Origin of the sequence: Embleya sp. NPDC005971 (assembly GCF_040629175.1) — a bacterium.
GTDB lineage: Bacteria > Actinomycetota > Actinomycetes > Streptomycetales > Streptomycetaceae > Embleya.
This window is the reverse complement of sequence record NZ_JBEXUX010000019.1, coordinates 13601-25881: the sequence shown is the minus strand read 5'-3', so window position 1 is coordinate 25881 and position 12281 is coordinate 13601. Positions and strand designations below refer to the sequence as shown.

Annotated in this window: 10 protein-coding genes; 8 read left to right on the top strand and 2 right to left on the bottom strand. The window is 71.8% G+C overall.

What is annotated here, in order from left to right; all coding sequences use genetic code 11:
- The first annotated feature begins 26 nt into the window (after positions 1–26).
- The 7 genes from ABZ374_RS18625 to ABZ374_RS18595 all read left to right on the top strand — a co-directional run bounded on the left by ABZ374_RS18625 (position 27) and on the right by ABZ374_RS18595 (position 7821).
- On the top strand, positions 27–1034 hold the full coding sequence (locus ABZ374_RS18625) for an EamA family transporter (RefSeq protein WP_360312238.1): 1008 nt from the start codon (positions 27–29) through the stop codon (positions 1032–1034).
- A 64-nt stretch (positions 1035–1098) separates the two neighbouring features.
- The gene (locus ABZ374_RS18620; protein ID WP_360312236.1) at positions 1099–1914 is read left to right on the top strand and encodes a class I SAM-dependent methyltransferase; all 816 of its coding nucleotides are present in this window, start codon (positions 1099–1101) and stop codon (positions 1912–1914) included.
- 153 nt (positions 1915–2067) lie between these two features.
- Positions 2068–2922 carry a class I SAM-dependent methyltransferase gene (locus tag ABZ374_RS18615; RefSeq protein WP_360312234.1) on the top strand — a complete coding sequence of 285 codons (855 nt, stop codon included), beginning with the start codon at positions 2068–2070 and terminating at the stop codon, positions 2920–2922.
- Positions 2923–2974: 52 nt separating this feature from the next.
- A complete protein-coding gene (locus ABZ374_RS18610) occupies positions 2975–3835 on the top strand; it encodes a hypothetical protein (RefSeq protein WP_360312232.1) in 861 nt (286 codons plus the stop codon).
- A 249-nt stretch (positions 3836–4084) separates the two neighbouring features.
- Complete coding sequence (locus ABZ374_RS18605; RefSeq protein ID WP_360312230.1) at positions 4085–6385, top strand: VCBS repeat-containing protein; 2301 nt, start codon at positions 4085–4087, stop codon at positions 6383–6385.
- A gap of 165 nt (positions 6386–6550) precedes the next feature.
- Positions 6551–7078 (top strand): DUF1990 domain-containing protein, encoded by a 528-nt coding sequence (locus ABZ374_RS18600; RefSeq protein ID WP_360312228.1) that lies wholly within the window; start codon positions 6551–6553, stop codon positions 7076–7078.
- Between the two features lie 128 nt (positions 7079–7206).
- Positions 7207–7821, top strand: a complete 615-nt coding sequence (locus tag ABZ374_RS18595; RefSeq protein WP_360312226.1) for a dihydrofolate reductase family protein — start codon at positions 7207–7209, stop codon at positions 7819–7821.
- Between the two features lie 77 nt (positions 7822–7898).
- On the opposite strand, the gene ABZ374_RS18590 is transcribed toward ABZ374_RS18595, so the two are convergent.
- A complete protein-coding gene (locus tag ABZ374_RS18590; protein WP_360312224.1) occupies positions 7899–9404 on the bottom strand; it encodes a S1 family peptidase in 1506 nt (501 codons plus the stop codon).
- A 221-nt stretch (positions 9405–9625) separates the two neighbouring features.
- Positions 9626–10591, bottom strand: a complete 966-nt coding sequence (locus tag ABZ374_RS18585) for a LysR family transcriptional regulator (protein ID WP_360312222.1) — start codon at positions 10589–10591, stop codon at positions 9626–9628.
- A gap of 360 nt (positions 10592–10951) precedes the next feature.
- Here ABZ374_RS18585 and ABZ374_RS18580 point away from each other — a divergent pair, with 360 nt between their 5' ends.
- Positions 10952–12145 carry a serine hydrolase domain-containing protein gene (locus tag ABZ374_RS18580; RefSeq protein WP_360312468.1) on the top strand — a complete coding sequence of 398 codons (1194 nt, stop codon included), beginning with the start codon at positions 10952–10954 and terminating at the stop codon, positions 12143–12145.
- Positions 12146–12281: the final 136 nt, after the last annotated feature.

The following is a 12281-nucleotide window of genomic DNA, read 5'->3' as shown; positions in this document are numbered from 1 at the left end:
GTATGGGGATCGCCTTGTCTCCTCTAATGAGGGATCGACTGTTGCCGTGGGCCGCGCTCGTGACCGTCTGGATCCTGTGGGGTTCGACGTATCTGGGCATTCGGTACGCGATCGAGACGATCCCGCCGCTGCTCGCGGCCGGCGCCAGGTTCCTGATCGCGGGGCTGCTGATGTTCGCGGTCGTCGGCCCCCGGCACGCGCGAGGTGCCCAGCGACCGACCTGGCCGCACCTGCGCTCGGCGGCGATCATCGGCGGTCTGCTCCTGGTCGGCGGCAACGGCCTGGTGAGCCTGGGCGAACAACACCTCGACTCGGGGTTCGCCGCGCTGATCGTGGCCACGGTGCCGGTGTGGATGGTGCTGATCAACGCGCTGGTGACCCGGACCCGCGTGTCGGGCGCGGTCCTGCTCGCACTGCTCCTGGGCACCGTCGGGATCGGTGTCCTGGTCGGCGGCCCGGGCGGCGACGTACACGCGGGCGGCACCGTGATGGTCCTGATCGCGTGCGTGTTGTGGGCGGCCGGCTCGGTGTACGCGCGGACCGCGCCGCTGCCCAGGCACCCGCTCGTGGTCGCCTCGCTGGAGATGATCACCGCCGGCGTGGCCCTGCTCGTGCTGGCCGCGCTGCGCGGCGAGTTCGGCCGGCTGCACGTGGCCGAGATCTCGACCGCCTCGTGGCTCGGCCTGACCTGGCTGGTGTTCGCGGGTTCGATCGTCGCGTTCAGCGCGTACCTCTACGTCAACACCGTGTTGCCCAACGACACGGTGGCGACCTACGCGTACGTCAACCCGGTGATCGCGGTGTTGCTCGGCGCCGCGATCGCGGGCGAGTCGGTGGGCCCGAACGTCTACCTCGGCGGCCTGATCATCGTCGGGTCGGTGGCCCTGATCGTCGCCACCCGCTCCCGCGCCGCCGAACCGACGTCGCGGCCGGCCGTGGGCGGGGAGGGCCGGGAGAGCCGGGAGGGCGATGCGCCTGTGGTCGACATCCCGAAACCGGCCGAGGGGACTCCGAAGGCCGAGCCGGCCAGGTAGGCGGGGCGGGCACCGGCGGAATTTCGGTTGAGACCGGCCGGGCGGCCGATTAGCGTGGCCGGTCATGACGAAGACCCCCGACACGGCGGACTGGCGCGCGTTCAATCAGGCCAATTGGGACGAGCGGGTCCCGATCCACACCGCGAGCGAGTTCTACGACGTGGCCGGTTTCGTTGCCGGCAAGGACGCCCTGCGCGACTTCGAACTCGCCGAGGTGGGCGACGTCGCGGGTCGGACACTGCTCCACCTCCAGTGCCACATCGGTCTGGACACCCTGTCCTGGGCCCGCCGCGGCGCCACCGTCACCGGCCTGGACTTCTCCGAGCCGGCCGTGGCCGCCGCGAGCGACCTCGCCGCGCGGATCGGGGTCGACACGGCCCGATTCGTCACCTCCGACGTGTACGACGCCGTCGACACCCTCGAAGGCCGGACCTTCGACATCGTCTACACCGGCCTGGGCGCGCTGTGTTGGCTCCCGGACGTGGAACGCTGGGCCCGTACGGTGGCCGCGCTGGTGGCCCCGGGCGGCTTTCTGTACCTGGCCGAGTTCCACCCGTTCGCCGACGTCCTGGCCGAGGACGGCCGCACCGTCGAACTGGACTACTTCCGCCGCGACGCGCTGGTGTGGGACGAGCCGGGCACCTATGCCGACCTGGCCGCGCCGACCTCCGCGAACGTCACGGTCGAGTGGCAACACGGCATCGGCGACGTGGTCAGCGCGCTGACGGCGGCCGGGCTGCGCCTGGAGTTCCTGCACGAACACGCCTTCTCCCTCTTCGCTCGTTTTCCGATCCTGGAGCAGGAGCACGGGATCCATCGCTTCCCCGCAGGTCATCCGCGGGTGCCGCTGATCTACTCGTTGCGCGCGACCAAGGCGTAGGTCGGCGCGGATCGGGGTCGGTGGCGGCGCGGTGAACGCCGGCACCCCGCCCCGCACCCGGCTCCTGCCACCCATGCCCCATCAACCGCCTCGGGGCCCACCCGGTCACGCCGACTCGGCGCGGGCGGCCCGCTTCGAGGTACAAAGGGCCGCGTGGAAGCCGGTTGGGAGTGGGACGAGAGCCTGTTCGCGGGCACGGCCGAGTACTACGAGCGAGGGCGCCTTCCGTACGCGCCCGGCCTGGCCGACGCCCTCACCGAGGCGTTGACGCTCGACGGGCGTGGGCGGCTGATCGACGTGGGATGTGGTCCCGGCACGGTCGCCCTGGGCCTGGCACACGTGTTCGGCGAGATCGTCGGCGTGGATCCGGACAGCGGGATGATCGCCCGGGCCGGCCGCGGTGCCGCCGCGCGGGGCGTCGCCGGGAAGACCCGCTGGGTGCGGGCGCGGGCCGAGGAACTGCCCGCCGGACTCGGCGTGTTCACGGTCGCGACCTTCGCGCAGTCGTTCCACTGGATGGAGCGCGACCGGGTGGCGGCCGCGATCCGGGAGATGCTCACGCCGGGCGGGGCGCTGGTACACATCTGCGACCTGAAGTCCGAACCACGCACCGTCGACGGCCTGCCGCATCCGGCGGTGCCCCGGGCGGCGGTGGACGAGCTGGTCGGGCACTACCTGGGGCCGATCCGGCGGGCCGGCCGCGGGTTGCTGCGGGAGGGAACACCCGGCGGTGAGGCGCAGGTGTTCGCCCGCGCGGGCTTCGTCCCGGATCGGCGCCTGGTCGTTCCCGGCGGGCAGGAACTCGAACGCACCTGTGCGGATGTGGTCGCCCGGGTGTTCTCGATGTCGTTCTCGGCCCCGCACCTGTTCGGTGCCCGGCGCGACGACTTCGAGGCGGACCTGCGTCGGCTCCTGCGGCAGGCGTCCGCGTCGGGGCGGTTCTCCGAACGGCAGCCGAGCACCGAGGTCCTCGTCTGGCGGAAGGCGCCGCCCACCCGGGTGCGGTGAACGATCCGAGCGGAGCGGGGAACCGGGGCGGGGGAGCGTGCGTCGCATCGGCATGATCGAGACGGGTGCGGCAAGGACGAGGCGGCGGCGGGCCTGGTGGGTCGTGGTCGCGATGGTGGTCGCGGTCGGGATCGCCGTCGGGGTGATCGAGGCGCGGGACACGCCGGCCCGGGCGGTCGTCGCGCCGGTGCCCGGGGTGCGGATCGACGTGCGGACCCTGACCGTGGGTTCCGTTTCGGCCGTGCACGGCCTGTATGTCGCGCGCACCCCCCAGGAGGACCGGGTGATCCTGTCCCACCTCACGCCGGGCCGCCCGGCCGCCGCTGAGCCCGGGGTGGACTTCGCCCGCAGCGCCGTGGTGAGCATTTCGATGGGCACCAGGTGTGCCCAGACGAAGAGCGCGCGACTGTATCTGGACGGCTCCGCGTTGGCCCTGGACCTGGAAACCGGTCCGGAGCAGCGCGAGTGTTTCGACGAGATGCCGCTGGTGGCGCGCTTCGAGGTGCCGCGCGACAAGCTGCCGGCCCAACCGCACTTCCAGGGCCGGAAGCCGCGCGATCCGGGGACCGGACTGCTGGTCGCCCAGCGGGTCTTCGACACACCGACGCAGTCGCCGCCCCCGGGGGTGCGCTCGCGGGAGCTGGCCGATGCGGCGGAACTGTCGGGCTGGAGCGCGGAGTTGGGTCTGCCTCGGGACGCGGTGCCGGTGCTGCCGCCGCGCACCCGGGACCGGCGCTTCGCGTTCGCGGTGCCGTACTGCCGCACGCCCGCCGCGGCGGTCGAGGTCGGGACGCGGGTCGACGTCGGCCCGGACGGCGTGCCGGCGCTGACCCTGTCCGAGCCGCCTCGGGGCGCCGCTGCGTGCCGGTCGGCCGCGACGATGCTGGTGGTGTACGACGTGCCGGTTCGGTGAGCCGGTTGTGGGGTTCGTCGGTGTTGTCGGTGCTTTGCGGGTTTTCGATCGGGGTGAACGGGCTTTGGGCGCAAGGGAATTCCCATGCGATTCGCAAGTTCGTCGCGGCGCCGGGCGCCGTCCGACCGGTAGGTTGTTCGCCGTAGCAGCAGGCGGATCGAGTCCCTTGCTCCGCCTGGAGAACGCGAAGGCGAGGCGGATTCGATGCGGAGTACCGGCAGAACAAGACGCGGGTTCGTGGCTGCGGCGGTGAGCCTCCTGCTGGGGGCGACCGCGGCGGTCGTGTTACCCGGATCGGCCCAGGCGCTGATCACCGATCCCGACGCGCCGATCACGGTGACGGACGCGAGCACTTTCGGGCTCGCCTTCGACGGCTCCGCCCGACAGCAGGTGGTCGCGGCCGAGCAGAGCTACGCCCAACTCGCGCCGGTCGCCCTGACCACGTGGCTCGGGCGCACCCCGAACGTCGGTGCCCGGCTGGCCGATTGCAAGACCGCGGTGCCCATGTCCGGTGCGGACGGCTTCTGTTGGACCCCGGGCAGCTCGGACGAGACGTCGTGGCGCTACGTACCCCAGGGGCTGGCCACGTCGGGCGAGAGTTCGCCCGCGACCGGACTGTGGAACGGGCGCCGCATCGTCGCGGTCGCCTGGGCGGCCTCCTACGATCACCCGAACCAGCCGAACTCGCGGATGCGGGTCTCCTTCACCGACGTCACGGATCCCGCGCACCCGACCTACCGCAGCGCGTTGTTGGCGACCCCCACCGGCGCCGGCGGCGGCTTCCAGCCGATGGAGGGCCACGCCGACACGCTCGCCTGGTACGGGGGCAATCTGCTCGTCTTCGCGCAGAGCGAGGTGCGCGTCTTCGACCTGAACCACCTGTGGTCCACCACCGTGCGCGGCACGGCCGTCGGGGTCGCCGCGAACGGATCGGTCTCCGCCGACCTGCAGGAAGGCGTGTTGCCCCAGGTCGCCCGATACACCTATCGGGGCGGGACCTGCGGCGAGAACGCCGACCAGACGCCGTGCTTCGCGAGTGGTTCCATCGATCACAGCGGCGCGACACCGGCGTTGGTCACCCTGGAGCGCACCCTCGATGTGCAAAGCCGCGCGGTGCGCTGGCCGCTGGATCCGGCGACGTCGCTGTTCAAACAGGACGCGTCCGGCGCGGTCCGGGCCGAGGCCGCCTACAACGTGCCGTTCGGCAAATCGGCCGGCGTCGCGATGCGCGCGGGACAGTTCGTGGTCACCGGCGGTTGCCCGAACGAGGCCGACGCCTTCGGTGAACCGAACTGCATCTACCGGGGCAGCGTGGGCCGGCCCCTGTCGCTCTGGGCACAGACCCCGGCGGGGATCGAGAACGTCTCCTTCGACCCGTCCACCGGACAACTGTGGATCGCGAACGAATCGCCCTACCGAGCCGGCGAGGCGCAGCCCCGGATGACCGGTCGGGTGGTCTACCACGTGCCTTTCCCGACGCCCTACTGCGACGGCGCCGGGCGCACCTACCCCGGCGGTGCCAACGGCCTTCCGGACGGGGCGCGGGCGGTGCTCGGGGGCGACTTCGACGGGGACGGGTGCGCCGACATGGGCGTCGTGCAGAGCTTCCCGGGCGGCCGGATCGGCCTGTACCGCTCCTCGGGGCGATCCGACGGCAGCTTCGACCGGCCGGTGCTCGGCTGGGAATCGGGGCCGGGCGGTTGGTGGTTCGGCAGCGCCAAGTACGTGTCCGGCGACTTCAACGGCGACGGGAAGGCGGACATCGCCGGCTTCTACGGCTACGCGGACGGCAGCGTGCAACTGCACACGGCGTTGTCCACGGGGGCGGGATTCGCCCAGCCGCACGAGAGTTGGGGTGTCCCGGCGGGCAACTGGGACTACAACAAGGTGGTCCTGCTGAGCGGCGACTTCAACGGCGACGGTCGCACCGACGTCGGCGCGGTCTACGGCTACGACGACGGCCGGATCGGGCTGTTCACCTTCACGGCGAACGCCGCCGGCGACTTCGCGGCACCGCAACTCGGCTGGATGGCCGCACCGGGTGGCTGGTGGTTCAACAGCGCGAAGTACGTGGCCGGTGACTTCAACGGTGACGGGAAGGCGGACATCGCCGGGTTCTACGGCTACTCCAACGGCGGAGTGCAGTGGCACACGGCGTTCTCCACCGGCACCGGCTTCGAGCAGCCGGCGGAAGGCTGGTCGGCGGGTCCGGGCGCGTGGGAGTTCAACCGAGTGCGGTTGACCAGCGGGGACTTCGACGGCGACGGGCGGGCGGACGTGGCGGCGATGTACGACTACGGCTCGTCCTCCGACGTGCACACGTTCACCCCGGGCGCCAATGGGCGCTTCACCGCCCCGAGGCGGACCTACTCCCTCCCGGGCGGCTCGGGCTTCGCGAACGCCGGATTCGCCGCGGGCGACGTCAACGGCGACCACCGCGCGGACGTGTTCGCGCTACACCCCGACAACACCCAGGTCGACACCACCTACACCACCTTGGGTGAACCCGACGCCGACCTCACGTATGCCTACCGAGGCTGGACCGGCTGATCCGTCCCGGGCCGCGCGCCCCACGACCACGCGGGTGCGCGGCCCGGTCACCGGTCGGCCCGGCCAGGTGGCACGGTTTCGGGCGGCCGTCAACGTCCGGCGTTGCGGCGGTGGCGGCTGTCGTGGGTGGGGCCGGGGCTTCCTGGAGTGTGGCGGGGGCGGAGGATGGGGCGTATGTCCGAGGTTCTGACTTATTCCGATGTCGGTGCGACTTTGCGTGATGGCGTGTCGTTGCCGTCCGGATATCACCATGTCGAGCGGCGGGTGCGGGTGGGCGAGGGGGCGGAGGTCTTTCGGCGGGTGGCGGACGGCGTGCTGGGGTGGGAGGTGTCGCGTGGGGCGGGTCTGGATGTGCGGGCGGACGCGGTCCGGGCCGCGGTGGGGGTCGAGGTGACGTCGACGTTGCGGCTGGGGCCGGTGCGGTTCGCCGCGCCGTGTCGGGTGGTCGGGGTACTCGACGAAGCCGACCGGGCCGGCTTTGCCTACGGCACGCTGCGGGGGCACCCCGAGTCGGGCGAGGAGGCGTTCGTGGTCGAGTGCGGCCCCGACGACGTCGTGTGGTTCACCATCCGCGCGTTCAGCCGACCCGGCACGTGGTGGTCGTACCTGGGCGGCCCGGTCACCCGCGCGATCCAGCACCGGGTGACCACCCGCTACCTCGCCGCCGGCCGCCGGCTCGCGGACGGGGCGTGAGCTTGTCGGGATTGCTCGTCGCGTCACCGATGAGTTCCGGACGTGGCCGGCGTCTAATGCGGTGACGGGTTCACCCCCGCGGTTCCCCGCGGGGGTTCGGCCACTGCAAGATTCACCTGGAGAGCGTCATGAGGAAGATCACCGCCGGCCTGTTCGTCTCCCTGGACGGCGTCGTGGAGGCGCCCGACCAGTGGCATTTCCCGTACTTCGACGATGCGATGGGCGCGGCCGTCGGCGCGATGTTCGACGCGGCCGACACCGTGTTGCTCGGCCGCAAGACCTACGACAGCTTCGCGGGCGCGTGGCCGGAGCGCGAGGCGGCCGGCGGCGAGGACGCGGGCTTCGCGAAGGCGCTCGGCGACGTCCGCAAGGTGGTCGTCTCGCGGCAGCGACTCGCCTTCACGTGGCGCAACTCGGAGCAGCTCGACGGCGACCTGGTGGCGGCCGTCACCGCGCTGAAGAACGAGCCGGGCGCGGACATCACGGTGAGCGGCTCGGTCTCGATCGTGCGCCGACTGCTGGCCACCGGTCTCCTGGACGAGTTGCACCTGCTGGTCCACCCGATCGCGGTGCGCAAGGGTATGCGCCTGTTCGACGAGGGCGACGCCTCGATCCCGCTGCGGCTGATCTCGTCCGAGGCGTTCCCGACCGGGGTGCTGCACCTGGTCTACGGCCCGACCGAGGCGCCGGGCAGCGCCGACTACGACGACGCCAAGCCGCATATCGCCCGACCCGCGCGGTAGTACGCGAGCACGGGTACAGGCGTCGGGTCGACGCCTGTACCCGTGCGGTCGGATGCGGGAGCTGCCGCCGGTCGCGGTCAGGGCTTGCTTACCCCCAGGGTGTAGCTGCCGGAGCCGCTGTAGGCGAGCACGATGTAGCGGTATCGCCCGGCGGTGCCGTTGTAGGAGATCGTCTCGTCGGCCTCGGGAGTGGTGCCTTCGGCCACCTTGGTCCAGGCGGAGCCGTTCCACTTCTGCAGGGTGAGGTCGAAGTCCGCGCCGGCCGGGCCGGTCAGGCAACCGGTGTGTGTGCCGGACGCGGTGGTCTCGTAGTACGAGTTGTTCGGCTGGATTGCCTGCGCGCCCGAGCCGAGCGTGCCGGAGTAGGTGTTCTGGGCGCCCGCGCAACCGGTGGGCGGCGTGCCGCCGTCGGTGACCAGGGTCAGACCGTAGGTCTGCAGGATCTCGGTGACCGGCTGGTGGTAGGTCTCACCGCCGGAGGAGCAGTTCCCGGAGCCGCCCGAGGTGACCCCCTGGGCCTGGCTGCCCGAGATGAACGACCCGCCCGAGTCGCCCGGTTCGGCGCACACGGTGGTGCGGGTGACGCCGGTGACGGTTCCCTGCGGGTAGGTCACGGACGTGTTGTGCTGTTGGATCGTGCCGCAGTGCCACCCCGTCGTGGAGCCGGAGCGGCAGATCGAGGAACCGGCCGGGGCCTGGGTGGATCCGGCGACCGGTACCGTGCCCGGGTAGCGGTTGACCAGCCCGCGCGGGGTCCAGTTGGCGTTGGTGGCGACCCACGCGTAGTCGTTGCCGGGGAAGGACGACCCCTGGAACGTACCCTGCGCCGCGCCGTTCCCGGTGGTCGTGGCGCCGGCCCGGCCGCAGTGGCCGGCGGTGACGAAGCCGCCCTGGGTGCCGCGGGTGATCGGGAAGCCGATCGAGCAGCGGGTGTTGCCGTTGATGTTGTAGGCGTCGCCGCCGCGCAGGTCGGCCAGCGCGCGCGGTTGCACGGTGGAGGGCACGATCTCGACGCCGGCCGCGTCGACTCCACTGGACACGACGAACGCCCGGGTGCGAGCGGTGTCGTGGGACTGGAGAACGACCTTGTTGGTGGCGATGTCGACGTACCACAGCGGGGTGTCCACCGGGCTTCGACGCAGCGCGGAGCGGTCGAGCGCCTCGCGGATCCGGTCGAGGTCGGCCAGCGAGTGCGGGACCACGCGGGCGATGGCGCCGTTCGCCTCGATGGCTCGGACGTCGCGCCGGTCGGTGGTGGCGATGACGAACTGCGCGCTGTCGCCGCTGAGCCAGGCGCCGGCCCAGTGTGCGCCGAGGCGTGCGCGCAGCACCGGCTCCCGGATCGCGGCCCGATATTCGTTGGCCAGACGGGTCTTGGCCGTGTCGGCGGTGAGGCCGAGGTCGCGTTGCAGTGCTTCGACGAGGCCCTCGGGGACGGCGGGGGCGGGGTCGACGGGAACGACGAGGGCGTCGTCGGCGGGTGGGGGAGTGGGATCGGTTCCGGAGGCGGAGGCGGTGCCGGCGAGGGTCAGGACAGTGAGCACGGCGGCACAGGACGCGGCCGCGACACGCTTGAGGCGCATGGGGACTCCTGTCGGTGGGGACGACAGAAACGTATCTTCGAGCGATCAGACGAGGTACCTGTCAACAACCCCCTGTCGCCGTGTTATGGCCGGGCGTGCGGCGGTTCGGCGCGGTGCTCGTACGCGACGCCGTCGAGAGGTCGACTGCCGTGTCGGCAATGGGGATTGACGCCACGTCAGGTGAGCGCGGGGCGAGCGTCGGCGGGGTGGATGACATGGTGTCAGTTCGCCGTACCGTAGCCGCGGCCGTCGTGCCGGGCGAGCCAGTCCGAGTAGCGCGGCGCGTTCCGTACCGCCGCCGCGTGTGCCGCGCGCACCTGGGCGGTCACCAGGGCCGCCGTGTGCGCGGCGGGCGCGTGCGGGTGCCAGCCGATCAGATGTCGCCACGACAGCGGTACGCCGGCCAGCGGGGTGCGGACGATGCCCGGCGTCGGCGGCATCGTCGCCCGGCACAGGCCGACCGCCCGGCCGACCTGGGCGAGATACACGCACGAGGCCACGTCCGTCTCGTAGATCGCCTTCGGCGCGAAGCCCGCCCGGGCACACGCGGTGGAGAAGCAGTCGCCGAAGCAACCTTCGCCGGGCACCACCGCCCACGTCTCACCGGCCAGCGCGGCGAGGTCCACCTCCGGCTCGCCGGCGAGCGGGTGATCGTGCGCCAGCATCAGGAAGACCGGATCCGTGCCGACCTCACGCCACGCGAGGCCGCCGTCGGACGCCGGGCGGCTCTCGCCGCACGCGCCCAGCAGTACGAAATCCAACCGCCCGGTCGCCACCATGGCGGCCAACTCCCGGTTGGACCAGGAGATGTGCGTGGTGACCGCGTCGGCGCTGTGTTCCTCGGCGAGGCGGTGGACCAGGCCGCCGAGCAGCGGCCCGTGCGTGCCGCCGAGCCGGAACCTGGGGGATACCTCGCCCCGATTGGCGAACCGAACCGCCTCCTCCTGGAGTTGTCGTGCCGCGGGCAACAGCACCCGGGCCCGATCCAGGACCAACTCGCCCAGCGGAGTCAACGTCACACCCTCCCGGCCGCGCTCGAACAGGGCGCCGCCCAAAGCCTTTTCGATGCGTTTGAGCTGGGTACTGAGCGCGGGCTGAGCCAGGCCCAGCACGGCGGAGGCGCGGGTCAGACTGCCCGCATCCGCGATCGCCCGAATGGTGCGCAGATGGCGTAATTCCATGTCCATGCCCGGCAAGGTACGGGCGAGCGGGGGCGGCTACAAGGTGCCGGCCCGCGGTTCCCCGGCGTGGCTCGGGGAGTTCGTCGGCCGGGACCTCTCGCGCGTTCGTTGCGGCCGACCGTCCGTCGGGGGGTGGACGGGGTCCGGCGTGTCGTGTGGTCGGCGGGCTGATGGAGATCGACTACCGTCGGAGCGACGGGATTTCGCCGGCCCGAGCGAGTGCCCGGGTGTACTTCGGGTTGCCTCGGGTCGAGGCACGCTCGGTGGGCATGACAGTCCCGGCCGTGAACGTCCTGAAATCATGGGAGAAATGCCTTGCGACGCATCCTGGTGACACGTGCTGCCGCAGCAACCGCCTTAGTGACATTGGTCGTTACCGTCGGACCCGCGACCGGGGTGTCGGCCGCCGAGACCGCCGCGACCACCCGATCGGGCAGTGCGACGACGCTGCCCGAGCCGGATCTGGCGGGACTGCGCGAGGTGTTGACCCGTACGCTCGCCGCGGGCGCTCCCGGGGCGATGACCCGGATCGACGACGGCCGCACCGTCCACCGCCAGACGGCCGGCGTGCGCGACACCACCTCCGGCGCGGGCATGGACACGAACGCCCGCTTCCGCATCGGCAGCGTGACCAAGACCTTCTCGACCGTGGTGCTCATGCAACTGGTCGGCTCGGGCGCGGTCGACCTGGACGCGCCCGTGGATCGGTACCTGCCGGGCGTGTTGCCGGACGCTCGGATCACCGTGCGCCATCTGCTGACGCACAAGAGCGGGCTGTGGGACTACTCGAACGACATGTTCGCCCGGACCGTCCCCGGGTTCGAGGCGGTCCGCAACAAGGTGTTCGGCCTGCGCGAACTGATCGACCTGTCCACCGCACACCCCGCGACGGCGGTGCCCGGAAGCACCTACCAGTACTCCAACACCAACTTCGTCGTCGTCGGCGCCCTGATCGAAAAGGTGACCGGACGCTCGGTGCGGCAGGAGTACGAACGACGCATCATCCGTCCCCTGCACCTGCGGGACACCATGTACGTACACCCGGAGACCACCATCCCCGGGAAGAGCATCCACGGCTACCTAACCCCGGACGAGGCGGGGGCGCCGTTGGTCGACTCGACCGAACAGACCGTCTCCTGGGCCCAGTCGGCCGGGGCGATGATCTCCAGCCCGGCCGACCTGGACCGATTCGTGTCCGCGCTGCTCGGGGGTCGACTGCTGCGCGCCGACCTGCTGGACCGGATGCTGGAGATGACGCCCAGCGACTCCTCGGGCGTCCGCTTCTACGGGTTGGGCCTGCGCCGACGGGACCTCTCCTGCGGCATCTCGGTCTACGGGCACACCGGCACCATGCAGGGCTACTACACCTACGCGTTCACCACGCGGGACGGCCGCCGCAGCGTCACCTCGATGGCCAACGCCAGCAACAACGGCACCGTGAACACGGTCCTGGGCGACACCCTGGAATCGGCGTTCTGCGGCACGGCGTCCAAGCCGCGTGAGTCGACCGCCGCCGCTTTGCCGCCCGAGGACGAGGTCGGGGCCGCGCGCGCGGGGTGACGGGTGCGGGCGCTCGGGCCCTCGCCCCGAGGCGGGGGCGGTTCGCGCCGCGGGCCGTCGACGGCCGGCCTTCGATCGAGCGATGGGCGATGTGGCCCGGCCGGCCGTCGCGGTCGGCGTTTCGACGAGCGTCTCC

Coding starts and splice junctions, on each gene's coding strand:
- ABZ374_RS18625 (WP_360312238.1), top strand. CDS start 27: ATGAGGGATCGACTGTTGCCGTGGGCCGCGCTCGTGACCGTCTGGATC.
- ABZ374_RS18620 (WP_360312236.1), top strand. CDS start 1,099: ATGACGAAGACCCCCGACACGGCGGACTGGCGCGCGTTCAATCAGGCC.
- ABZ374_RS18610 (WP_360312232.1), top strand. CDS start 2,975: ATGATCGAGACGGGTGCGGCAAGGACGAGGCGGCGGCGGGCCTGGTGG.
- ABZ374_RS18600 (WP_360312228.1), top strand. CDS start 6,551: ATGGGGCGTATGTCCGAGGTTCTGACTTATTCCGATGTCGGTGCGACT.
- ABZ374_RS18595 (WP_360312226.1), top strand. CDS start 7,207: ATGAGGAAGATCACCGCCGGCCTGTTCGTCTCCCTGGACGGCGTCGTG.
- ABZ374_RS18590 (WP_360312224.1), bottom strand. CDS start 9,404: ATGCGCCTCAAGCGTGTCGCGGCCGCGTCCTGTGCCGCCGTGCTCACT.
- ABZ374_RS18585 (WP_360312222.1), bottom strand. CDS start 10,591: ATGGACATGGAATTACGCCATCTGCGCACCATTCGGGCGATCGCGGAT.